Raw genomic sequence first — 23,377 nt, 5'->3', positions numbered from 1 at the left:
GTTTGTCCGTTCGGGCGACATGGCAACGGCCAACAACGCTCGAACGGATTTTCATTTGCCCAACCGCCGCCCGGTAGATTATCTGCCGGGCGGCTTTTCCTTTTGGAGGTCAACGAATATGAGTCCACAAGAAATCGAACAACGTTATGAACCCATCCTGACCCTGTTTTTTGCCGGGCGCTTGCCCGGTTTCAATCACGCGCGCCATCTGGCCGTCGCCAATATCTTATGGCACCTGCCGCATGGACGAGAGTTGATGCACCTGGGCTTGCAAGTCACGGCCACGCGCGCCGGTGTGCCCGAAAAATATAGCCGCGAGATCACCGATGGTTATTGGGAGCAACTTGATGGCCGCTTGTCGGCTTTGAGCAGCTTTGCAGGCGTGCCAACAGGAAACTAAGGTAAAAACGTAAAGATAAATCGCCCGCTGACCGCAAATCTTTTTCAATCCTTGCGGTCAAGCCTTAGAATCAAGTTATTCACGTAAACCGCAGTAGTCCCCAAGGTAGAGCCGCGCAACTTGGTTTGGCTTTTATGGAACCATTCACGAGCAATCTAAAAGACAATTCCACACTGGCTACGGCCAACGCGGATTTGCTAAGCGAGCTTGCGCAACAGCGCAAAATCGAAACGCTGTTGCATGAACAGCAGGAACAACTGGCGGGCATTATTTCCTCGGCGATGGATGCCATCCTCACGGTGGATGCCGCGCAACGGGTCACCATTTTCAACACCGCCGCGGAAAAGATGTTCGGGTATTCCGCCGCCGAAGCTCTCGGCCAACCGCTCGACCGGTTTATTCCCGACCGCTATCGAGCCGCGCATCGCCAACACATTGAGGGGTTCGGTAAAACCAGCGTCACGCGCCGTTCGATGCGCGCCCTGGGCGAAGTTTTTGGGCTGCGCCGCAATCGTGAAGAGTTCCCGGTCGAAGCCTCGATCTCGCAGGTGCAAATTGGCGGCGAAAAGTTTTACACCGTGATCTTGCGCGACATCACCAACCGCCGCGCCGCCGAAGAACGTTTGCAGGAACAAGCAGCCCTGCTGGATCACGCCCAGGATTCCATCATCGTGCGTGATCTCGAACAACGCATCCTGTTTTGGAACCGCAGCGCCGAAAAGCTCTATGGCTGGTCTAAAGAAGAAGTTCTGAACCGGGATATTTGCGAGCGGGTCTTTCAAGGCAACACCGACGAATTACAAAAGGCCACGCAAACCGCGCTCAACACGGGCGAATGGCGCGGTGAGTTGCACCAGAAAAATCGCGAGGGCAAACCGATCGTGGTGGAAGGCCGCTGGAAACTGGTACGCGACAACCAGGGTCAGCCCAAATCCATTCTGATCACCAACACCGACATCACCGAAAAGAAAAAACTCGAAGCCCAATTCCTGCGCGCCCAACGCATGGAAAGCATCGGCACGCTCGCGGGCGGCATTGCGCACGATCTCAACAACATTCTTTCCCCGATCATGCTTTCGGTGCAAATGCTGCAACTCAAAACCAGTGATGAAGCCTCTCTCAAGATGCTGGAGATTTTGCAAACCAACGCCGAGCGCGGCAGCGGGATGATCAAACAGATTCTCTCTTTCGCACGCGGCGTCAGCGGCGAACGCGTGTCAGTGCAACTCAAGCATTTGATCAAGGAAATCGCCAAGATTCTCAAGGAAACGCTGCCACGCTCCATCGAAATTAAACCCAAAATTCCGGACGAACTCTGGCTGATCAATGGTGATGCCACGCAATTGCATCAGGTGCTGATGAACCTTTGTATCAATGCCCGTGACGCCTTACCCGATGGCGGCACGGTATCGCTCGTCGCTGAAAATTGCGTCGTGGATGAAACCTATGCCGAGATGGCGGCTGATGCGAAACCGGGCCGTTATGTGCGCGTCATCGTCACCGACAACGGCACAGGCATCAAACCGGAAAATCTGGCCCGCATTTTCGATCCATTCTTTACGACCAAAGAAGTCGGCCACGGCACCGGCCTCGGTCTTTCTACGGTGCTAGGCATTGTCAAAGGTCACCACGGGTTCATCAATGTTTATAGCGAACCCGGCAAAGGCTCGGAATTTCGCATTTATCTGCCGGCCCAGGAATCTTCACACCCGCACTTAAACGCGCTGCCTTCTGTTGAAATGCCGCGCGGCCACAGTGAGTTGATTCTGGTCGTAGACGACGAAGCGGCGATCCGGCAAATTGCGCAAACCACGCTGGAAGCCTTTAACTACCGTGTGCTCACGGCCAGCGACGGCGCCGAAGCCATCGCCTTGTTCGCGCAACACCGCGACGAGATCAAAGCGGTACTGACCGATCTGATGATGCCGCTGATGGATGGCGTGGCGCTAATCCGCGCCCTGCGCAAACTCTCACCCGACGTTCGCATCATCGCCAGCAGCGGCTTGGCCTCCAACGGCAAAACCGCCGAAGTCAGTGACGAAGGCGCGCAAGCCTTTTTACCCAAGCCCTACACCGCCAGTCTGTTATTACAAACCCTGGCGCGCGTGTTGAACATGCCAGAGAAAGGAAATGGCTGAGGAGCAAGCCAAGGGCGAACAGCCGGACTCGAACCGGCGGCCTCCCGGTTCACAGCCGGGCGCTCCACGCTGCTGAGCTATGCTCGCCATAAGTACTCCCGCCGGGATTCGAACCCGGATCACGCGCTGATCTAGCGCTTACAGGGTATAAGCCTGCCGCTCTGCCGATTGAGCTACGAGAGCGCGTTTTCAAACAGCAATGAGCCTGTTGGGACTCGAACCCAAATCTCACGGCTTAAAAGGCCGTTGCCTTACCAATTAGGCCACAAGCTCAGATCATTGTTCATCTGTCATCGCCAACGCACTCGCTTTCAAATGACAAATGAACAATGACAAATGAACAATGAACAATGAGTAGGGCGTAGGGGATTCGAACCCTTGCTTTTCAGCTTGAAAGACTGACGGCTTGACCGCTTGCCTAACGCCCCGCATTGCGGGCTTGGGTAACGCTCCCAACGCGCCGGGCTTATGAGACCTAGCCGAACACTTGTTCGCCCGCTCCAAATCAATGCCGAAGGTGGGAATCGAACCCACAACAACTGGCTTCTGAGACCAGCGCGTCTGCCAACTTGCGCCACATCCGCGTCATGCAGGCGAAAGGATTCGAACCTTCAACCAACCGGGTTTGAGCCGGTCGCGTCTACCCAATTGCGCCACGCTTGCTTGTCAAAGTGCGGACGAGAGGATTTGAACCTCCAACTGCGGCGCTCTCAACGCCGCGCGTCTACCGATTGCGCCACGTCCGCCAATTGGTGCCGGTGACCGGACTCGAACCGGCAATATCTGGTTTCTTATCCCAGAGCGTTTGCCTTTTACGCTACACCGGCACGGGAACTGTAAAAGCGGAGAGCCAGGGACTCGAACCCTGAAGAGTATGACCTCGGCGGTTTTCGAAACCGCTGCCTTACCAATTAGACTAGCCCTCCATTAACATACAACGGCCCGGCAAAGTAACTTCCGAGTTACTTTGCGAATAACTGAGTCTAACTTACAGCGGAGACGGTGGGGCTCGAACCCACATGAGCGACGTTACTCTCCAGTTTAGCATACCGGCGCGTTTACCAATTCCGCCACATCTCCGAAAAGAACACGCCGACCTAAACAGGAGCACCAGGACTCGAACCCGGAAGATCGGTTTTGGAGACCGGCGTGTTACCGCTTACACCATGCTCCTACGTATGGACACACCTATGCCGGAGGCAGGAATCGAACCTACTTGCAGCACGCAGCTACAACGGGTTTACAGTCCGCTGCCAATCCATTTGGCCGCTCCGGCGCTGTTGGGTATGCGCAGCTTTAATGGCTGCGACAAAAAGAAAGAGCGGGTGCCCCACGCTTTGCGCTGGAGCGGCCCGCTCATCCGAAAATCCCTACTATGATTACAGTTTTTGGAATTTTTAGGGAGCGGGAAGCCGCTCCCGCGCGTTCAATCGTGCCGACTAAGGCGTTCATAACCGAAGCACAAACCGGCCTCGTTTCCGCCTTGCCGCAGCATTGTGATGACTGGTGAGTTGGGATTCGCCCCAAAGCTCGCACAGGCATCGCCTAGCCACGGGGCCAAGCCCGCCGCCACCAACTTGGCCGATATTCTGTTGTGCATTGCCTTGGTCATAACGCCCATCAATTAAAAGTAAGCCTCTTAAGGGTAAAAAGCGAAGCCGCTTTATACGCTTCCCGGTTTAACCGGTCAAGTATTATTTTCGCAAATATCAAAAATAACCTTCTAAATAATTACTTAGATAAATAACATCTCAGCCGCATTGCCAGTCCATTTTTTATTACTTTCCGCCACTCAGTCCATTTGCACGGAGAGTTACTATTATGTTTTCACTATCTACGATCCTGCTACTTACGCCCCAATGACCACAGCGTGCCAAAGTCGTTGCCAGGATTGCAGCCATCAGGGCAGGCGGCGGGACGGCTCCGCGCTCTCTATCTTTCCAGCCAGCACGACTGGTCCAGTTTTACCTGACCTCGCACAAACAAAACGCTGAAACGCGCCCTATGCTCCGGCCGTCTTTTACGGCAGAATCTACAAGGTAATTTCATGTGGATTCCCGCACTTCCTACTTGCGTCGGCAAATCAATTTGAATTCGTCATCAGATAAAACGCTCTATTCTATGAAGCACCAAACTATTCATCTCAGGGGCAAGCGCCTGTTGCTTTTGGCGTTGGCCTTTGGCGGCTGGCTGGCCAGCGGCACTCGTGCACCGCAAGCACAACAGCCCCCCCTTGACAGCGGCTTTGCGAAAACGATCCTGCCGTTTGTGACCGACAACTGCGTCGCTTGCCACAACGGCAAGAAAGCGGCGGGCAGCCTTAATCTCGAAACGCTCAGTGCGGCAGCTTCACTCAATGAAAGGCGTGCCCAGTGGGAACACATCGTGGCGCGGCTGCACGCGGGCGAGATGCCACCGAAGAATGCGCCGCAACCCGACCTAGCCGAACGCAAGGCAGTCATTGAATGGCTAGAAGCCGAATTTGTTCGCCTAGACAAACTGGTGGCCCCCGATCCAGGCCGTGTGACAGCGCGGCGCTTGAATCGCGCCGAATACAACAACACCGTGCGTGATTTGTTGGGCGTGGCGCTCGCGCCCGCCGACGACTTTCCGCAGGACGATTCAGGCTACGGCTTCGACAACATCGGCGATGTGCTTTCGCTCTCGCCCGTGCTGATGGAAAAGTATTTGACCGCCGCCGAAACCGTGGCGCGCACCGCCGTGTATGGCGTGCCGCCGCTAAAACCCACCATGACCGAACGGCGCGGCAAGGGGCAACGCATTGCCCCCAGCTTTACGCCGCTCGCCGAATACGACCAAACCGGGTTGAGTTTGCCCAATGCCTTGCACCTGACGCAGCGCTTTCCGGTCGAGGCCGAGTACACCTTCAAGCTTTATCTGAACGGCCAACGTCCGGCTGGTTCCGCCGCCGTGACCTTTGCATTGTGGGTGGATGGGCAGCAGGTGCAAACGCGCGCGCTTGATCCCGAAGGCGGCGCGACTTTCAGCGAAAACAAGCAGGATTTCGACGCCTTCAACCTAGAGTTCCGCACACGTGTCAAAGCGGGCGACCATTGGATTGCGGCTTCGGTGTTGAATCTGTACGACGGACTGCCTCCAAGCTTGGGCGGCGCGAATCCTTCGACCAAGGCCCAGCCGCCGTTGCCGGAGTTCAAAGAGCGCGCCGATGTCCCGGCGGATGTCAACGCGCGCCGCCGCAAGGCCTTTGAAGACCGGTTGAAGGATCGTCCGCCCGTCAACAACGTGCGCGTGTCACGCGCGGACATCGGCGGCCCCTACAACCAAACGCTTGGCCCCACGCCCGACAGCCGCCAGAAGCTTTTTATTTGCGGACACGCGCCGGGCGCGCACCGCGACGAATGCGCGACCACCATCCTGACGCATGTGGCAAACCGCGCCTTTCGCCGCCCGGTGACGCCTGCCGAGGTCAACCAGTTCACCAACCTGGCCGCACTCGTGCGCAGCAAAGGCGATTCGTTTGAAGAAGGCATTTGCGTGGCCTTGCAAGCCATTCTCGTTTCGCCGCATTTTCTCTTTCGCATCGAGCGCGAAGCGCCGCAAACCGCCCGCAGCGATGCGGCCACGTCGGGGCAACCAATCAATCAATACGAGTTAGCATCGCGGTTGTCATATTTCCTGTGGTCGAGCATGCCTGATGACGAATTGATGCGCGCGGCACAACACGGCACGCTGCGCCAACCCGCTGTGTTGCAGGCGCAGATTGCGCGCATGCTCAAAGATGAAAAAGCCCACGCACTGGCGGAGAATTTCGCCGGCCAGTGGCTGGAGTTGCGGAAGCTGGAATCACTGGAACCTGACCGCGAGAAGTTCCCGCAGTATGACGAATACCTGCGCATGTCCATTCGCCGCGAGACGGAGCTGTTTTTTGAAAACATCGTGCGCGGGGACGGCAATCTGGTGGATTTCATCGGCGGCAAGTATTCGTTCCTGAACGAACGGCTGGCGCGGTTTTACGGCGTCGCGGGCGTCAAAGGCCCTGAATTCCGGCGTGTGTCGCTGGCCGACAAACCCGAACGCGGCGGCATCCTGACCCAAGCCAGCGTGCTGACGGTTTCGTCGTATACCACACGCACATCGCCCGTGTTGCGCGGCAAGTGGATTCTGGAAAACATTCTGAACGCGCCGCCGCCCGCGCCGCCCGCCGATGTCCCGACGCTGGACGACACCAAAGTCGGCAGTTCCGTTTCGTTGCGCCAACAATTGGAAGAGCATCGCAAAAATCCGACCTGTGCGGCCTGCCACGCGCGCATGGATCCGCTCGGTTTCGGCCTCGAAAAGTTCAATGCCATCGGCGCGTGGCGCACGATGGACGGCAAATTCCCGGTGGACGATTCGGGCGTCTTGCCCGATGGACGCACCTTCAACGGGCCTGAGCAATTGCGTTCGCTGTTGCTGGCCGACCGCGATGCTTTTGCGCGCTGCTTGGCTGAGAAACTGTTGACCTATGCGCTGGGACGCGGTTTGGAACGTTACGACAAACCGACGGTTAAACAGATCGCAGCCAATGTCGCGGCCAAGGATTACAAATTCTCCGCCCTGGTCTGGGAAATCGCGAATAGCTTGCCGTTCCAGCGGCGACGGGCAAAAATGTAACCGTCGTTCGATACCGGCAATTCAATTGGAGATTTGAGATTGGAGATGCAGGCTATACCGGCAGCCTAACGCAACTGACCACTGACCACTGACCACTGACAGAGGAACCATAGATGCTGATTACACGCAAACACCTGCCACGCCGCACGTTTCTAAAAGGGCTGGGCACCGCCATCGCGCTGCCGCTGCTCGACGCGATGACGCCCGCGCTGAGCGCGCAAGCCAAACCGCCGGTGCGGCTCGCGTTTTTGTATGTGCCCAACGGCGTGGTGAATATCAATTGGTGGAAACCCGCGCAAACCGGCAAGAATTATGAATTCACGCGGATGCTCAAACCGCTCGAGTCGTTGCGCGAAGACATCTTTGTCCTGTCCGGTTTGGATGATCACAACGGCAATGCGCTGGGCGACGGGCCGGGCGATCACGGGCGCGCGGGCGCGGCGTATTTGAGCGGCGTGCATTGCAAAAAAACCTCTGGGGCCGACATCCAGGCGGGCATTTCGGCTGATCAGGTGGGCGCGCAACTCATCGGCAAGCAGACGCGCTTCGCCTCGCTCGAACTCGGCTGCGAAGACTCGCGCACCGTTGGCAACTGCGATTCCGGCTATAGCTGCGCCTATACGAACAGCATCTCGTGGCGCACGCCGACCACGCCCAATCCGCCCGAAGTCAATCCGCGTCTGGTCTTTGAACGCCTCTTTGGCACCACCGATTTGAGCCTGGCACCCGAAGTCCGCGCGCGCCGTGCCGAATATCGCAAGAGCATCCTCGACCTCGTGCAAAGCGACACGCAAAAGCTGGCCGCCACGTTAGGTGCGAATGACAAGCGCAAGCTGGATGAATATCTTTACGCCATCCGCGAGATCGAACAACGCATCGCCGCCGCCGCCAAAGAGCAACGCGAGATCAACCCCGGCATTGAGAAACCTGCCGGGATTCCGATCACCTTCACCGACTACGTCACGCTGATGTGCGATTTGCAGATGATCGCGTTCCAGACCGATCTGACGCGCATTTCGACGTTAATGTTCGCGCGCGAAGGCAGCATGCGCGTCTATCCCGAACTCGGCCACAACGATCCGCACCATCCGCTGACGCACCACCGCAACAACGCCGACTGGATCGAAAAGGTCGCGCAGATCAACGCTTATCACGTGGGGCTATTCGCGGCGTATTTGAAGAAGCTGAAAGCCGCCAAAGAAGGCAACGGCACGCTGCTCGACAATGTGATGATCGTTTACGGCGCGGGCATCAGCGACGGCAACCGCCACAACCACGAAGACCTGCCCGTATTGCTGGCTGGACGCGGCGGCGGTCAATTGAAACCAGGCCGCCACATCGCCTACAAACCCGGCAAGCCGATGACCAATTTGTATCTGTCGTTGCTGGATTGCCTGGGCGCACAGCCTGAGAAAATCGGCGACAGCACGGGCAAGCTGGAATACCTGAATGATTTGCAGGCATAAGCGAAACCCTGTGCGGGTAGTTTTGAAACGGCAACCACGAAAGCATTCAACAAGGAACCAACAATGATTTCTAGCCAGGTCAGCAAGAACCCGCTCAAATTTATCTTCGCACCATCTGTCGTGCTGTTGGCACTGCTGCTGCTCAGCCCAGGCTTGAGCGTCGCCCAAACGGCCGCCGCGCCCGCTAAGCAAACCGCCAATCAACCAGAAAGCCTGACGCCCGCCGAGTTCGCGCGCCTGAGCCGTGACATGTCGGAAGAGGGCGGCTTCTTTCGTTCTGACAATTTCACCTCGAACGAGACGGCCTATCTGACTGTGGTGGATAAGCTCAAACAACTGGGCGCGAGCGGCGGCGCCTATCTGGGCGTAGGGCCGGAACAGAACTTCACCTACATCGCCAAAATCCGCCCGAAGATCGTCTTCATCATGGACATTCGCCGTCAGGCTGTATTGCAGCACCTGCTCTACAAGGCCGTCTTTCACCACGCGCCCGACCGCGTGCAGTTCCTGGCGTTGCTGCTGAGCCGTCCGTTGCCGAAAGACAAAGCGGTGACGCCGAAATCGGCGCTCAGCGACATCCTCGATTATTTCAGCCAGACACCGGCGGATGAAAAGGCCTATGCCGCGAACCTCGCCAAGATTCGCAAGACGATTCAAGAAGACTTTCAATTCCCGCTTTCAGAAAACGATCAGAAGGGGTTGGAATATGTTTACAGTACGTTTCGCACTGACGGCTTGAACATCAGCTATCGCAGCGGCTCCAACAATCCCGGCGGCGGTTTTGGTGGCCCGCCTCCGGGTGGCGGCGGCGGCTTCCCCGGCGGCGGCTTTGGCGGCGGCGGTTTTCGCGGCGGCGGCGGCTTCCCGGTGTTGAAAGACCTGATCGCACAAACCGATCTCAACGGCAAGACGGGCAATTTTTTGGCGAGCGATGACGACTATGAATTCGTGCGCGGGCTACAGCGCAAAAACATGGTCATCCCGGTCGTCGGCAATTTCGCCGGCCCCAAGGCGCTGGGCGCGATTGGCGAGTATCTGAAGAAGAACGGCTTTACGGTGACGGCCTATTACCTCTCGAATGTCGAGCAATACCTGTTTGACGGCGACCTGTTCACCGCCTGGGCCAACAACGTGCGCAAGCTGCCGTTGACCGACAAGAGCCTGTTCATACGTTCGGCTTCCGGGCGCTTTCAACATCCGGCGGCGTTGCCGGGCCATCGCGCGGCGACGTTGTTGCAACTGATGACCGTGTTTCTGAAAGACTTCGATGCGGGCCTGTACAAAAGCCATTTTGATTTGGTCACGACGCATTACATCGCGCCGGATAAGCCGTAGCTTTTGGAGTGCTGCGACTTGGCGCAGCTTTTCGTTCGCCACTGTAAACACCGCTGTTCCGAATCGGCCTTAGGCGAAAACGAAAGCGGCGTCGAGCCGCCGCACTCCAAAGGCTGCGCTCCCACCTATCACGGAAACGCCTATGAAAACCATCGAGCTTCGCATCAACGGAACCAAACAGCGCATAGAGGCTGAAGCGGGCCGCAGCTTGCTCAGCGTCCTGCGCGACGACCTGGATTTGACCGGCACGAAATACGGTTGCGGCGAAGGCCAATGCGGCGCCTGCACCGTGCTGATTGACGGCCAAGCCACGCGCTCCTGTTTGACCGAAGCCACCACAGTCGCGGGCAAACAGATCACGACTATCGAAGGCTTGGAGCAGAACGGACGGCTGCATCCGTTGCAGGAAGCCTTTCTGGCCGAAGACGCGATGCAATGCGGCTATTGCATTTCAGGCATGCTGATGACCGGCGCAGGTCTGCTGAAAAAGAATCCGCACCCGGCGGAAGCTGAAATTCTACACGCGCTGGAAGGCAATGTCTGCCGTTGCGGCAGCCACCCGCGCATTCTGGCGGCCATGAAACGCGCGGCCAATCAACAGACCGCACAGAAAGGTGGTGCGCAATGAATGAACTGTTGAATGATTACGAACTCGAACCGGAACGCTATGAGTTGCACGCCGCGCCTGCTTATCACTTTGAAATGCCGCGCCGCGATTTTTTCAAAGCGTTGGGTTGCGGCGTGCTGATTGTCTTGGCGTTGAATGAAGCCGAAGCCCAACAGGAATCGGGCGGCGCGCGCAGAGGCGGCGGCGCGCGCACGCCGCAAGAAATCGGCGCGTGGTTGCACGTCGGCGAAAACGGCGCGGTCACGGTTTACACCGGCAAAGTCGAAGTCGGTCAGGGCATCCGCACCTCGCTGGCACAGATCGTTGCCGAAGAGTTGCGCGTGCCAATGTCGTCAATTCAACTGGTGATGGGCGACACCGATTTGACGCCGTATGATGCGGGCACCTTTGGCAGCAACACAACGCCGGGCATGAATCCGCGTTTGCGCCGTGCCGCCGCCGCCGCGCGCGAAGCCTTGCTCGACCTTGCCGCCGAACAATTCAAAGCCGAGCGCGCTGCCTTGCGCGCGGCTGACGGCAAGATCGCAAACACGGCGACAAACCAAAGCATCAGCTACGGTCAACTGACCAAAGGCCAGAAGCTGCTCAAAGCCATCAACGACAACGTCGCGCTCACACCGCACGAGCAATGGAAAGTCGCGGGCAAGCCCGTGCATCGCGTCAATGGCCGCGACATCGTCACTGGCAAACACCGTTACACCACCGACCTCAAACGCCCCGATATGCTGTTTGGCAAAGTGCTGCGTCCCGTTGCCAACGGCGCAACGCTGACATCACTCGACGCCAAAGCGGCAGAAAGCCTGCCCGGCGTCACCGTCGTGCGCGATGGCGATTTCGTAGGCGTCACCGCGCCCAGCACGCAACTCGCCACGCAAGCGTTGGCCGCCCTGCGCGCCGAATGGAAAACCACGCCGCAACCATCGGCGCAAACCATCTTCGACTACTTCAAACAAAACGCCGGGCAGAACGCTGGGCAAAACGCCGCGCCCGCGCAAGGAAACAACAACGAGCGTGGCTCCATCGCCGCTGGCCTTGCCGCCGCGCAACACAAACTCGAAGGCCGTTACACCGTCGCTTACATCGCGCACGCGCCGCTCGAACCGCGCGCCGCCATCGCCGAATGGCAAGACCGCAAACTCACCGTTTGGACAGGCACGCAACGTCCCTTCGGCGTGCGCAGCGAATTGGCGAGCGCCTTGCGCCTTCCCGAAGAAAAGGTGCGCGTCATCATGCCCGACACCGGTTCCGGTTACGGCGGCAAACACACCGGCGAGGCCGCCATCGAAGCCGCCCGCTTGGCGAAAGCTGCGGGCAAACCCGTCAAGCTGGTCTGGACGCGCGAAGAGGAATTCGCCTGGGCCTACTTCCGCCCCGCCGGGTTGATCGAAATCACCAGCGGCGCGGACAAAGACGGCAAGCTGACCGCCTGGGAGTTTCACAACTACAATTCCGGTACGGCGGGCCTGCGTCCCATCTACGAAATCCCGAATCAGAAAAACGAATTTCACAGCGTGCGCTCGCCCTTGCGCCAGGGTTCCTACCGCGCGCTGGCTTCGACCGCGAACCACTTTGCGCGCGAAGTGCATCTGGACGAATTGGCCGAAAGCCTGAAACTCGATCCGCTCGAATTCCGCCTGCGCAATTTGAAAGATGAACGGATGCGCGCCGTGCTCACCGCGGCGGCCAAAGCCTTTGGCTGGGGTCAGACGAAACCGGCGGTTCAGCACGGCTTCGGCATCGCGGGCGGGTTTGAGAAAGCGGGCTACGTCGCCAATTGCGTCGAAGTCGCCATCACGAACGGCAAGGTGAAATTGGTGCGTGTGGTCACGGCCTTTGAATGCGGCACGATCATCAACCCGGACGGGCTGCACCATCAGGTCGAAGGCTCCATCATTCAAGGCATCGGCGGCGCGTTGTTCGAGGCGATAGATTTCGCGGACGGCAAGGTCTTGAACCCGCGCTTCTCGCGCTACCGCGTGCCGCGTTTCAGCGACCTGCCCAAGCTGGAGACCGTCCTGCTGGATCGCCCGGATTTGCCCTCGGCAGGCGCGGGCGAGTGCCCGATTGTGGCGCTGGCCCCGGCGGTGAGTGGGGCGATTTTTATGGCGACGGGACAGCGGTTGCGGTCGTTGCCGCTCGCGCCGAATGGGTTGAAGGCTTGAAGGAACGATCAGGTTTGGCTGTCCGATGATTGCCGGACAGCCGCAAAACGCGCTATGCTCAAAAAGCAAGGTGATGCGATGGAAACTGTAACCCTAGAAATCAACAACCCCATCATTCTGAGCGCGCTTGCAAACGCGGCTCGGCGTGGCGTCCCGGCACAGTCCTATTTGCTCAGCTTGGTGGAAACATCCATTTTGTCGCAGCAACCTTTTGGTACGCCTGCAACGAAGCAGGCGCTCACAGCAGAAGAAATCAGCGCCGCTGAAGAACGGTTGTTTGCCTTAAGCGGTGTCGTTTGCGGCAACGATCCAGACTGTGGCGACAATGAAAAAATAGACGCCGACCTGGCGCGCGCTTACGGCGATGACCACGCGGCGTTGTACCAACCACAATCCTGATTCAGCATGCTTCTCGACACGTCCGGCCTGCTTATCTATTTTGACGCGAACAGCGACCAGCACGCAGCGGCTGACAAACTGTTCAAGTCCTCCCGTTATCGCCTGACACACAGCTATGTCCTGGCCGAGTTTATCCCGCTGGGCGAAGTACGCGGTTATTTTCGCCAGTCAGTTTTGACGTTCTCAAGAGAACTCATGCATAACCCGCTTGTCGAAATCGTCTGGGTTGATGAGGCGTTGCATCAGGCTGCCTTCGCCTTGCTGGAAGCCCGTCTCGATAAAACCTACTCGCTTTGCGATGCCGTCAGCTTTGTATTGATGCGACAACGCGGCTTGCTGGACGCGCTCACCACCGATCATCACTTTGCGCAGGAAGGATTCATCAAACTGCTCTAAGGGGCGACATCCAGCCTTGGCCGTTAGAGATGTTGGGTTATCGAGCAGTGTTTTGTGCTTATCTCTTTTTCCCGATCACATTTTTGAGTTTTAACGCTTGACGAAAAACAGGATGAATTTCCCAGATAAACCCCTGATCGAGATTTGTTACAGCGTTTAACAATAAAGGGTTTTCTGCAAATGAAATATGCTCATACTCATCATCGCTAACATCCTTCCTAGCCGTTAGAAATCCTATTTGAAAAAGGAATTGTGCGACTTCACGAGAAGATGGCTTTCCAAACGACCCAGCAATTTGGGGACTAACAGCTTGGAGAACCCTATTGCCAATGGCCGACATTAATTCTGATGTTGTAAATCTTTCTGGCTGACCAACAAAAGCAGTTAGTAAATCTTCAAGTTCGGGACACTGAGACTTAAATTCTGCGACCGTGTCATCAACGCGACGCTTGCTAAAATTCTCCAGATTCTGCGAAATATGGTCATAAGTTATTACGTTTTTTCGTTGTGAGCAGGCATTCTTTGCAGCCTCTTTACACAACTCGACAAGCCAACGCGGACGATGCCTCGACAATGTATAAAGAACTGACTCGGCAGCCCTTGTTTGGTTATAACCCCAAGGCATTGGGCTGGCAAAAATCTGTTTAATCAGAAATTCTCTCTTTTCATATCGGGACGTAGGTATAGTTCCATTCTTCCATTGATCTGTTCGACGTAGATACCCTTCAACCCGGTTTGATATTAGGTCTTTATAGTCGTTTAGCCCCCATCGTATGTCCTCGATGTACTGCTCAACATGGGATAATGCCTCATATTCGCGCTTAACAATTGCCCATACATTAGGACGTATAGCGGTTCTGAATTTGAACTCAGGTATTAGATTCACAATCTGACGGACGGCAGTAAAAAAGCTCGCAACTTTAGTTTTATACAACTGTGTGTTTTCAAAGTTTTGATCTACGTCGTCTATGATTAACCAAATAGGACTCCCTTGCTGGCTCCAACGCTGTAGTACCCGCTCTGGATTTTTCATTTCAGGTCGCATCCTTTCAATCGGAACAGCGGAAGATTTCAACCGATCAACAATGCTTGAAACAAAAGAGCGTTCTCGATAGTTATTTGCTTCTGCCTCTTCCAACAAAGAAATAGCATCGTCACTGAATGCCATTGAAATCTTTGAGCCTATTTCGCGTGCTACCAATCGCAAAATATTGAGCTTCCAGCCTCGCACCCAGCGGTCAGAATCGTTGTTGTCAACGTCTGGGGAAATTGCAGATGCTGTTGTCTGGATAATAACTGAGTCATTGTTCTGATCTTGTAACCGCAAACTAACAAGTCGCAAAATGGCTGATTTCCCTTCGCCCTTGTAAGCTCTAATTATAGATATACGGTTGTCTTCATTGAGGAAGTTGTTTACTTCTTCGCGTGGTACGGCATAGCTAGAAAAAATTTCTACAAATTCATCCTCAGCAGCTTCATTACCAAACAAGCTTTCATCAGAAAAATCAATTCGCCACATATACACCTCAATTGTTAGCTTACCCCACACTTAAAAGCGTCGTTCGCAAAGTCGGCCAATGTGTGAGTGTGGTTGATTCGCCAAAGCGTGACTAATAAGCAAAGGAAGACGGATATTAGCCTGTTATGAACCGTAGAGCCAAAAGAAACTCAACGTGATCGATATTCCTGCTAATTACAATCACCTGCAATCAGATACAGTTTCATTAAGACCGCTCAAAAACTAGCCTGAAAACAAATCGTACCTCCTCAGTTCCCCTCCGCCGTCACCGCCTTCCCCTTCTCCACCCGATTCCAATCCGGCGGCTTCACATCCAGCAAATGCTGCACAAAGAAATCGTAGCGTTTCTTGTCGCCATACGCGCCGCCGTTCGTGTGGCCCGCGCCGGGGATTTCCAGAAAGTCGAACGTCTTGCCCGCTTTGATCAGCGCGTTGACCACTTGCATGGTCGAGGCCGGGTCAACGTTGGTGTCGAGTTCGCCGAGGATCAATAACAGCTTGCCTTGCAGCTTGTGCGCGTTGTCTACGTTCGACGCGGCGGCGTATTCGGGGCCGATGGGCCAGCCCATCCATTGTTCGTTCCACCAAATCTTATCCATGCGGTTGTCGTGGCAGCCGCACGACGAGACGCAGACTTTGTAAAACTCCGGGTGAAAGAGCATGCCGCCCAGCGAGTTTTGCCCGCCCGCCGAGGTGCCGTAAATGCCTACGCGCGTGCTGTCGTAGTAGCGATATTTCGCCGCCACCGCCTGATGCCAAAGGATGCGGTCGGGGAAGCCGGCATCACCCAGATTCTTCCAGGCCACGTCGTGAAAGGCCTTTGAGCGGTTCGAAGTACCCATGCCGTCAATCTGCACGACGATGAAACCGAGTTCGGCGAGCGCCCACATTTGGTTGTAAGGGGCGAACGTCTTGGGCACGAATGAACTGTGCGGCCCGGCGTAGATGTTTTCGATCACCGGGTATTTTTTGAGCGGATCGAAATTCGACGGGCGGATGATGATGCCCCAGATGTCTGTCTTGCCGTCACGGCCGAGCGCGGTGAAAACTTCGGGCGCGCGCCAACCGGCTTTCATCAATTCGCTGGCGTCGCCGCGTTCGAGTTCGGCCAGGACTTTGCGGTCTTCGGTGCGGCGCAATTCGGCGACGGCGGGTTGATCTGCGCGCGACCAGAGGTCAACGTAAAACTTCCTGTCCTCTGAAAAGCTGACCGTGTGATTGCCGTCGGCTTCGGTCAACGCGGTCAGGCCCGTGCCGTCGAAGTTGATGCGGTAGTAATGAATCAGGTACGGGTCTTTGCCCGCGTACATGGCCGCTGGCTTGGAACCAGATTTGGCGGGCGGCTTCGTCTACTTTTTCGACGCCGCGCACGACCCAGTTGCCTTTGGTGATTTGGTTCTTGACCGCGCCGGTTGCGCCGTCGAACAGATTTTCAATTGCGTTTACGGGAGCGCGTTGTGCCGGGACGGTGCCGCGCGCGTGAGCAAGCGGCGCCTGGGCGACTCGGCCAATGCCGTAAGTTCGACGCACCGCTTGCTCACGCGCGCGGTACCGTCCCGCTGCGCGGCTTTTCCCATATACTGATGTGAAAACCAATCTAGTTCAGCAACGTCAATCAATGGTGTGCTTCAAAAAGCCTGCTGATTCCTGATTCCCGATTCCCGATTCCTGATTTCAAAAATCAGGAATCGGGAATCGGGAATCAGAAATCAGCCTATGGTTTCTCGCTGTCCACACACGGCGGGGCAAGCATTCACTTCTATGGTAGCGGTGGGAACAACACAGGTGGCCGCCGCTGTTTGGTCGCCTGTTCATAGGCATAGGCAACCCTGATCAAGTCCGGTTCGCTGAAAAGCCTGCCCAAAAACGTGATCCCTGCCGGCAATGAGCCATTGGTAAACCCCATCGGCACGGTGATCGCGGGGAAGCCGGTTTGCGGTGAAAGGATTTGGCTGTTATCGCCCGCCGGACTTTGCATATCGCCGACCTTGCGCGGCGCATTGCTCCACGTCGGATAGATGATGGCGTCGAGTTTGTCGTTCTCCATTGCCGCGAGAATAGCCTCACGCAAGGCAATGCTGCGCGGATCGTGATAAACATCCTGACAGGGGTTGGCCGCGGGCGCGGGCGTTTGCACGTAATTTTTCAACCGCGTTTCATTGACCGGCAAATACAAACCGGCGGCCACAATCGCGGCCAGCGTTTTGTATTTGGCCTTTTCGCCCAGCGAGGCCAAGTAGTTGTTCAGGTCGTAATGAAACGAATTGCAGCTTATATTGCGCGTCAGTTCCGGATAACTCGGCAGATCGAACGGGTCAACGATGATGGCGCCCTGTGCTTTCAAATCCGCGATAGCCTTGGTCATGACTTTTTTGATTTGCGGGTCAGTCGTGGGCGTGTCGAGATAACGCCGGAACACGCCCAGCCGCGCGCCTTTCAACCCATCACGCTTGAGAAATTGCGTGTAGCTTTTCGGCGCTTTGCCGACGGACTCTTTCGTGATCGGGTCAGCCGGGTCATAGCCCGCAATCACTTCGAGCATACGCACGGCATCTTCGACTGTGCGCGCCAGCGGGCCACCTACGTCCTGGCGCAAAAAGAGCGGGATGATGCCGTCGCGGCTGGTCAAGCCCATCGTCGCGCGAATGCCCACCAGCGCGTTGTGCGAGGCCGGGCCGCGAATCGAATTGCCTGTGTCCGAACCAAGCCCCACCGCGCCGAAACTCGCCGCCACTGCCGCTGCCGTGCCGCCGCTGGAACCAGCGGGGACGCGCTCCAGATCGTAGGGATTGCGCGTGATGCCCGCAGTCGAACTCTCAGTCACCACAGGCCGAAACGCCCATTCATCCATATTCGATTTCGCCAGCACAATCGCCCCCGCTTCGCGAATGCGGCGCACTTGAAAAGCGTCATCCGGCGGCAGTGAACCTTTGAGCGCAATTGAACCGCCCGTGGTTTGCAGGTCTTTGGTGTCGAAGTTGTCTTTGACGATGACCGGAATGCCGTGCAGCGGGCGCAGCTTTTTGGTGCGTTTGAATTCGGCGTCGAGTTTGTCGGCTTCGGCCAGCGCCTGTGGATTGACGATTACGATGGCATTGAGTTTGGTGGGTTGGTCGTAAGCCTCAATACGCTTCAGATAGGCGGCGACCAATTGGCGGCAGGTGAGTTTGCCAGAGCGCAGGGCGCGGTGAATGTCGGCAATCGTCGCCTCCGCCGGCTCAAACGTTTTGGTTTGCGCAACGGTCGGGCAATGAAAGCCCGGCACTAGCAAGACAAGTAGTATTGGAAACAGGCTTTTTATCCACTCGCATAAACGGCAGTGAAAGTCTGGCAACAATGGTTTCATCGGTGTCCTTTTTCAGTCGTGGCTAAGCCGAGAGAATTTTGCAGAACAGACGGAAAAATCAGCCAGTGTTTTTTCTGTTTGTTCGGTTATTTCCGTCTGTTCCGCAATCTCCTTTTTCTCTCACCAATTACTTTTCCGACAGCACTGCCGCGCCGCTGATTTTGAAGACAAACGCATGCTGGCAAGGCGCTTGATCCGGCCCCAGATCGGGCGTCGTGATGGTCAGCGTATCGTTTTTCAGCGCCGCCTTCAGCGTTCCCGGCACGCCCAGCATTTCGACTTTGGCGTTCGCAGGCGCCTTTAGATTGCGCAACACAAGCTGTTTGCCCGGCCAGCCAACCGTGATGGCATAGAGCGCGTCCGGCTTTTGCGTAAAGAACACTTGTTTGACGGCCAGCTTGCCATTGGGGCCATCTTTCGCTTGCTGCCCGATCTGATCCAGCAGTTTGTATTTCACCATGAACTCGCCATATTGCTGGTCGGGGCGCTGGCCATCGCTCCATTGGCATTGGCGGCCGGCGGTGCGCGTGCCATAAATCGCTTCGCCGTTGACCTTCAGCCAGTCGCCGATTTCCAGCAGCCGTTGTTCCATGATTGGCGGAATCGTGCCGTCGCCATTCGGGCCGATGTCGAGCAAGAGGTTGCCGCCGCGACTGACCAGATCAATCAGCGTAAAAATGAATTCGCGGGCTGTTTTGTAATCGTCCACGCGCTCGGCGCGATTGACGCCGTAGGAATAAGCCATCCCGCGACTTTCTTCCCACGGATGCGAGCCGTCTTTCAGCCCCGCCGCATATTCGGTCGTCCAATAGCCGCCGTGTTTGTGCCGCGTGTCTTTGCCCCAGCGGTCATTGACGACGACTTCGTCTTTGTTGGCGGTTTCGTTAAAGAGCCAGGCCAGCAGGGCCTCGCTGCCCCAGTCTTTGGACGGCATGTCCCATTCGCCGTCGCTGAAAATGATCGAGGGTTGATAGCGCGTCACGACGTCTTTGAATTGCGGCGTCATGTGTTCGGTGACGTAGCGGGCGCGGTCAGTTTTCCAGAGCGGGTTGTACCATTCGTAGAGCGAATAATAGAACCCGAATTTCAGCCCTGCGGCGCGCGTCGCGGTGGCGAGTTCGCCCAGCACATCGCGCTTCGGGCCGATTTCGACGGCATTCCACGGACGGCCCCAGGTGCGGTTGGCTTCGGCGCTGGGCCAGAGCGCAAAGCCCTCGTGATGTTTGGACGTCAGCACGACATACTTGATGCCCGCGCGTTTGACGATATTCGCCCACTGCTTGGCGTCATAGAGTTCAGCTTTGAATTGCGGCGCAAAGTCCATGTAATCAAAGCCGTAGTTTTTCTGATGGAATTCGCGCCAGGGCGCAAACTTCGGCTGATTGCCCATGATGCGGTTCCAATACCACTCGGCGTATTCGCCCACCTGTCCATAGGCAGGCACCGAATAGACACCCCAGTGAATGAAGACGCCGAATTTGGCGTCAATGAACCAGGCCGGCGTCGGGCGCTGATCGAGCGCTTCCCACTTCGACTCGTAGCGTTTTGTCTGGGCCATGACAGGCAATAGGGTGAAGCCCGCAAGCAGCAATAGGGCGCACGCAGCGCGGGCAAAATTTGCAAAAGTATATTTCGGATTGGTCATAAGCTGGCTCCCTTCGCGTGACTTTAGAACTCCAGGACTTACGCAAAACCCAAGCAAGCTTGCCACTGAGGCACCGAGACACGGAGCTTTTCTCGTGTATTGGAGAAGTTCTGGGTCTGGCTCTGTGTCTCGGTGCCTCAGTGGCAAGCTTCTGCGTAAGTACTGAAATCATTTCTTGCTGTATATTTTTCGGTGACGGCAGTTCAGCGCGCACGCCGCGGCGTGTGCGTAGCGGCCCGCCGACACGCGGCAGCGTGAACTCTGATTGAGCGTTACCGCTTGCCGAAGCGCGCCGTCATCAGCACCCAGGTATTCGGATCGAGCGCGACCAGCGCGGGTTCTTTGTCCGCCGCGAGTTCAAAGCGTTGTTGTTTCCGGGCGAATTCAATCTTTTCAAGCTGGGTTATACCGTCAGTCGTGATCCCGATTTCGAGCGGCAAGCGATAGGCTTCGCCCGGCTGTGTTTGTGCCAATTCGAGCACGAGGCGTTTGGCCGCCGCATCGTAACGCCATTCGCCCTCGACCACGGGCGAACCGGCGCGCACCAGCCATTGCTGAAAGAACCCTGCCAGTTCCAAACCGGAATGCTCTTCCATCACGCGGCGAAAGTCTGCGGTGGTGGCGCTGCTGTTGCGATAGCGTTGATAGTAATCACGAATGCCCGCCCAGAAGTTTTCCGTGCCCATCTGGTAGCGCAGCATGTGCAACGTCCAGCCGCCTTTCTGGTAAATGATCCGGTTGAGCACCTTCTTCATATCCGCCAGATTGTCATGCAAGACGGCAACGCCCGGATTCTGTTTTTCCAACGCAAAGACCTGATCACGGCTGCGCTTCAAGCCCGCGACAAAAGCATCGCGCCCGTCGTAATGCTCCGCCGCCAACAGCGTAAAATAGGTGGCAAAGCCTTCGCTCAGCCACACGTCATCCCAATCTTTTTCCGTCACCGCATTGCCGAACCATTGGTGCGCAATCTCGTGCGCGATCAGGCCGGTGTCGGGGCGCTCCAAAATGGATTTCTCGCCATAAAAGATGGCGCTGGCGTGTTCGGTGCCGCCACCAAAACCGGCGGCTTCGACGTTGGCGAGCTTTTCGTAGGAATACGGGCCGATGTGTTCGCTGAAAAATTCTATGGCCTGGCGCGATTTGGTCTCGAACCAGGCGGGGCCGAGGTTGCGTTCCTGATGATAGACCCAGGTCTGATGCGGCACGCCTTTGACGAGGCCGTCGTGATGCACGGCGAATTGCGCCACGCCCAGCGCGTTCAGCCACGAAGCAATCGGCACCGATTGTTTCCAATGCGTCAACCGCCGCCCATCGCCGAGGTCGGTTTCTTCCTGCAACAAGCCATTGGCAACGACCTGATATTTGGCGGGCGCGGTGATGATGAATTCGCTGGTCGCCTTGTCGTATGGATGATCAATCATCGGCAACCACTGACGCGCGTTGTTCGGCCAGTTCTCGCTGAAGAAAACGCGTGCGCCGAACTTATTTTTCAGCATGCGCAAGCCATTGGCCGGCACGCCGCGATACCGCACGGTGAAGACGCGCTGCTCACCCGCCGGTGGCGGCGTGGACAAACTCAGAATGAGCCGATCCGCCTGATGTTTGAACGTGACCGATGCCCCGCCCGCACCCACGGCGGCGACCGTCATGCCTTTGCCGTTGGCGACGGAGGCCAGATCGAAGGCGACTTCCTTAACGCCTGCGCCCGTGAAGCGCAGCGTAATGGCGGCTTCGCCCGTGATCTCGTCATCCTCATCATTGAGTGTGAGTTGAAAGGCGTAATGCAAAGCGTCCACGTTGGGTTGCCGTGGGTAAGTGTCAGCGCTAGCGAGCGCAGTGCTGAAGCTCAACACTGCCAGTAAAACCAGGAATGTTTTCATGATGGTTGATTGTTCATCGCTCTTGCGATTCCTGCAATAGCGCTTCAAGAGCTATGCAGGAATTGTCACCGCTTTTCTTTCGCGGCGCTTTGCTCTTTGCCCCGCCAAACGAACGTGAGGTCGTTGTAAAGATAATCCTTGCCATAACTCGCCGCGCCGCCGGTGACGATTAACTGGTCGTTGACCACTTCCGCCGCGCCCCAACTGAGCGGGCGCGGCAAGCGCGGCCCTGGCCGCCAGGTCTTCGTTTGCGGCGCATAAATCAGCGTTTGATCTTCGCCCGCCGTATCGCGCCCGCCCAACAGCCAGATTTCGCCTCGATAGGCCGTCATCTGGCACGAGCGCGGCTTACCAAAGGGTGAGGCTGCATCCGCTTCCCAATGCTTGGTGGCCGGATCGTAAATCGCCAGCCCGCGCTCGCGCACCGCGACATAAAGTTTGCCATCGAGCACCGTGCCCGCGAGCGGCCCCATTCCTGCAGGCCCAGCCGGTTCGCGCCGCCACACCGTTTCGCCCACGCCGAGGCTTTCCATCTCGCCGGGCTGATCGTATTTGTCGCGCTCGTTGCCCAGCACGTACAACCTGCCCTGCGCCGCCAGCGCCAGCGGCATCGGGCGCGCAATCGTATTGGGAACGCCTTCGGTCACTTTGCCCGTGCGTGCATCATAAAGCTGCACGGTCGTCACGGCGTGGCGCGTGCCGTCGGCTTCGATCACGTCGCCACCAACGATCCAGATTTTGCTATCAAACGCCGCCGTTGCGCAGTAAATCCGCCCGCGCCCGAAGCGGCCCGCCACACGCCAGGTCCAGTTTCCGGTATCCAACTCCCATAATTCATCAAACGGATGCGAGCGCGTCGGGAAGCCCCATTCCGCCGTCAGTCCGCCCGCAACATAAAGCTTGTCGCGCCACACCGCCGCTGTTAGATCATGGTTGCTGGCGGGCATACGGGTGACGATTTGCCATTGTTGCTGTGCGGCGACCGTGGTTGGCGCAAAGATCATCGCGCGCGCGCCTTCCTGCGGTTTGCGCGGATCGAAGCGCATTGTGCGCGCGCCTTGCGTCAACCAAACAAAACCGAGTTCATCCGCGCGAATCGTGCGCCAGTCGCTCGGCTCAGCACCGCTGATACGTGGATCAATCCACGCGGTCGGTTCTTGCGCGGGCAAGACCAATAACTTGCGCTGGTTATTTTCAGCCGGTGCCAGCGTCCAGAAATTCGCGCACGTGTCGCGCACGGCGGGCGACGATCCGGCGGGAGCGGAGAGTTGTGGCTTTGGATTCCGCGCAGCGGGTTGCGATTGAGCCAGCGCGCTTTCCAAACCAATCAACAGCAGCAGAGTCAGCAACCGTTTCACTGTTTGGTGATGGCAAAAATGTAAGCAAAAATGTAAGGCAGTGGTTGTGCAGCCGCGTAGCGGCGAC

15 protein-coding genes, 11 tRNA genes and 1 pseudogene are annotated in these 23,377 nt (G+C 56.9%); 9 read left to right on the top strand and 18 right to left on the bottom strand.

Annotated features, from left to right (window positions below; all coding sequences use genetic code 11):
- Positions 1-118 precede the first annotated feature (118 nt).
- Both HY011_21035 and HY011_21030 read left to right on the top strand, forming a co-directional pair.
- Positions 119-400 carry a hypothetical protein gene (locus HY011_21035; GenBank protein MBI3425415.1) on the top strand — a complete coding sequence of 94 codons (282 nt, stop codon included), beginning with the start codon at positions 119-121 and terminating at the stop codon, positions 398-400.
- 134 nt (positions 401-534) lie between these two features.
- Positions 535-2,538 carry a PAS domain S-box protein gene (locus tag HY011_21030; protein MBI3425414.1) on the top strand — a complete coding sequence of 668 codons (2,004 nt, stop codon included), beginning with the start codon at positions 535-537 and terminating at the stop codon, positions 2,536-2,538.
- A gap of 13 nt (positions 2,539-2,551) precedes the next feature.
- On the opposite strand, the gene HY011_21025 is transcribed toward HY011_21030, so the two are convergent.
- The 12 genes from HY011_21025 to HY011_20970 all read right to left on the bottom strand — a co-directional run bounded on the left by HY011_21025 (position 2,552) and on the right by HY011_20970 (position 4,138).
- A tRNA-His gene (locus HY011_21025) sits at positions 2,552-2,625 on the bottom strand.
- Positions 2,626-2,631: 6 nt separating this feature from the next.
- Positions 2,632-2,721 (bottom strand) — tRNA-Ile (locus HY011_21020).
- 17 nt (positions 2,722-2,738) lie between these two features.
- Positions 2,739-2,811 (bottom strand) — tRNA-Lys (locus HY011_21015).
- Between the two features lie 82 nt (positions 2,812-2,893).
- Positions 2,894-2,966 (bottom strand) — tRNA-Glu (locus HY011_21010).
- A 160-nt stretch (positions 2,967-3,126) separates the two neighbouring features.
- Positions 3,127-3,201: transfer RNA gene (locus HY011_21005), tRNA-Leu, on the bottom strand.
- Positions 3,202-3,210: 9 nt separating this feature from the next.
- Positions 3,211-3,284, bottom strand: a tRNA-Leu gene (locus tag HY011_21000).
- Between the two features lie 4 nt (positions 3,285-3,288).
- A tRNA-Leu gene (locus HY011_20995) sits at positions 3,289-3,365 on the bottom strand.
- A gap of 16 nt (positions 3,366-3,381) precedes the next feature.
- Positions 3,382-3,464, bottom strand: a tRNA-Ser gene (locus HY011_20990).
- A gap of 68 nt (positions 3,465-3,532) precedes the next feature.
- Positions 3,533-3,618, bottom strand: a tRNA-Ser gene (locus HY011_20985).
- 22 nt (positions 3,619-3,640) lie between these two features.
- Positions 3,641-3,712: transfer RNA gene (locus tag HY011_20980), tRNA-Trp, on the bottom strand.
- Between the two features lie 17 nt (positions 3,713-3,729).
- Positions 3,730-3,814, bottom strand: a tRNA-Tyr gene (locus HY011_20975).
- Positions 3,815-3,964: 150 nt separating this feature from the next.
- A complete protein-coding gene (locus HY011_20970) occupies positions 3,965-4,138 on the bottom strand; it encodes a hypothetical protein (GenBank protein MBI3425413.1) in 174 nt (57 codons plus the stop codon).
- Positions 4,139-4,659: 521 nt separating this feature from the next.
- On the opposite strand from HY011_20970, the gene HY011_20965 reads away from it, so the two are divergent.
- From HY011_20965 to HY011_20935, 7 genes are all read left to right on the top strand, one after another.
- Entirely contained in the window at positions 4,660-7,173 is a 2,514-nt protein-coding gene (locus HY011_20965; protein ID MBI3425412.1) for a DUF1592 domain-containing protein, read from the top strand.
- A 113-nt stretch (positions 7,174-7,286) separates the two neighbouring features.
- On the top strand, positions 7,287-8,639 hold the full coding sequence (locus tag HY011_20960) for a DUF1552 domain-containing protein (protein ID MBI3425411.1): 1,353 nt from the start codon (positions 7,287-7,289) through the stop codon (positions 8,637-8,639).
- 63 nt (positions 8,640-8,702) lie between these two features.
- Positions 8,703-9,974: a hypothetical protein gene (locus HY011_20955; GenBank protein ID MBI3425410.1), complete on the top strand. Its 1,272-nt coding sequence runs from the start codon at positions 8,703-8,705 to the stop codon at positions 9,972-9,974.
- A 142-nt stretch (positions 9,975-10,116) separates the two neighbouring features.
- On the top strand, positions 10,117-10,602 hold the full coding sequence (locus tag HY011_20950; protein MBI3425409.1) for a (2Fe-2S)-binding protein: 486 nt from the start codon (positions 10,117-10,119) through the stop codon (positions 10,600-10,602).
- Complete coding sequence (locus HY011_20945) at positions 10,599-12,764, top strand: xanthine dehydrogenase family protein molybdopterin-binding subunit (protein ID MBI3425408.1); 2,166 nt, start codon at positions 10,599-10,601, stop codon at positions 12,762-12,764. Before HY011_20950 ends, HY011_20945 begins: the two co-directional genes overlap by 4 nt.
- Positions 12,765-12,818: 54 nt before the next feature.
- Positions 12,819-13,163 carry a hypothetical protein gene (locus tag HY011_20940; GenBank protein MBI3425407.1) on the top strand — a complete coding sequence of 115 codons (345 nt, stop codon included), beginning with the start codon at positions 12,819-12,821 and terminating at the stop codon, positions 13,161-13,163.
- A 6-nt stretch (positions 13,164-13,169) separates the two neighbouring features.
- The gene (locus tag HY011_20935) at positions 13,170-13,559 is read left to right on the top strand and encodes a type II toxin-antitoxin system VapC family toxin (GenBank protein ID MBI3425406.1); all 390 of its coding nucleotides are present in this window, start codon (positions 13,170-13,172) and stop codon (positions 13,557-13,559) included.
- 58 nt (positions 13,560-13,617) lie between these two features.
- On the opposite strand, the gene HY011_20930 is transcribed toward HY011_20935, so the two are convergent.
- From HY011_20930 to HY011_20905, 6 genes and pseudogenes are all read right to left on the bottom strand, one after another.
- Positions 13,618-14,409 (bottom strand): hypothetical protein, encoded by a 792-nt coding sequence (locus HY011_20930; GenBank protein MBI3425405.1) that lies wholly within the window; start codon positions 14,407-14,409, stop codon positions 13,618-13,620.
- Positions 14,410-15,326: 917 nt separating this feature from the next.
- Positions 15,327-16,674 (bottom strand): annotated as a pseudogene (locus HY011_20925) (prolyl oligopeptidase family serine peptidase).
- Between the two features lie 163 nt (positions 16,675-16,837).
- A complete protein-coding gene (locus HY011_20920) occupies positions 16,838-18,424 on the bottom strand; it encodes an amidase (GenBank protein ID MBI3425404.1) in 1,587 nt (528 codons plus the stop codon).
- A 127-nt stretch (positions 18,425-18,551) separates the two neighbouring features.
- Positions 18,552-19,982 carry an alpha-L-fucosidase gene (locus HY011_20915; GenBank protein MBI3425403.1) on the bottom strand — a complete coding sequence of 477 codons (1,431 nt, stop codon included), beginning with the start codon at positions 19,980-19,982 and terminating at the stop codon, positions 18,552-18,554.
- Between the two features lie 359 nt (positions 19,983-20,341).
- Positions 20,342-21,952 (bottom strand): M1 family metallopeptidase, encoded by a 1,611-nt coding sequence (locus tag HY011_20910; GenBank protein ID MBI3425402.1) that lies wholly within the window; start codon positions 21,950-21,952, stop codon positions 20,342-20,344.
- 65 nt (positions 21,953-22,017) lie between these two features.
- Positions 22,018-23,301 (bottom strand): hypothetical protein, encoded by a 1,284-nt coding sequence (locus HY011_20905; GenBank protein MBI3425401.1) that lies wholly within the window; start codon positions 23,299-23,301, stop codon positions 22,018-22,020.
- Positions 23,302-23,377 lie beyond the last annotated feature (76 nt).

The organism is Acidobacteriota bacterium (genome assembly GCA_016196035.1).
GTDB lineage: Bacteria > Acidobacteriota > Blastocatellia > RBC074 > RBC074 > JACPYM01.
Note: the sequence above shows the minus strand (reverse complement) of the source record. Positions and strands in the feature narration are given on the sequence as shown.

Coding starts and splice junctions, on each gene's coding strand:
- HY011_20965 (MBI3425412.1), top strand. CDS start 4,660: ATGAAGCACCAAACTATTCATCTCAGGGGCAAGCGCCTGTTGCTTTTG.
- HY011_20915 (MBI3425403.1), bottom strand. CDS start 19,982: ATGGCCCAGACAAAACGCTACGAGTCGAAGTGGGAAGCGCTCGATCAG.
- HY011_21030 (MBI3425414.1), top strand. CDS start 535: ATGGAACCATTCACGAGCAATCTAAAAGACAATTCCACACTGGCTACG.
- HY011_20945 (MBI3425408.1), top strand. CDS start 10,599: ATGAATGAACTGTTGAATGATTACGAACTCGAACCGGAACGCTATGAG.
- HY011_20935 (MBI3425406.1), top strand. CDS start 13,170: ATGCTTCTCGACACGTCCGGCCTGCTTATCTATTTTGACGCGAACAGC.
- HY011_20920 (MBI3425404.1), bottom strand. CDS start 18,424: ATGAAACCATTGTTGCCAGACTTTCACTGCCGTTTATGCGAGTGGATA.
- HY011_20970 (MBI3425413.1), bottom strand. CDS start 4,138: ATGCACAACAGAATATCGGCCAAGTTGGTGGCGGCGGGCTTGGCCCCG.
- HY011_20940 (MBI3425407.1), top strand. CDS start 12,819: ATGCTCAAAAAGCAAGGTGATGCGATGGAAACTGTAACCCTAGAAATC.
- HY011_20955 (MBI3425410.1), top strand. CDS start 8,703: ATGATTTCTAGCCAGGTCAGCAAGAACCCGCTCAAATTTATCTTCGCA.
- HY011_21035 (MBI3425415.1), top strand. CDS start 119: ATGAGTCCACAAGAAATCGAACAACGTTATGAACCCATCCTGACCCTG.
- HY011_20910 (MBI3425402.1), bottom strand. CDS start 21,952: ATGAAAACATTCCTGGTTTTACTGGCAGTGTTGAGCTTCAGCACTGCG.
- HY011_20950 (MBI3425409.1), top strand. CDS start 10,117: ATGAAAACCATCGAGCTTCGCATCAACGGAACCAAACAGCGCATAGAG.
- HY011_20960 (MBI3425411.1), top strand. CDS start 7,287: ATGCTGATTACACGCAAACACCTGCCACGCCGCACGTTTCTAAAAGGG.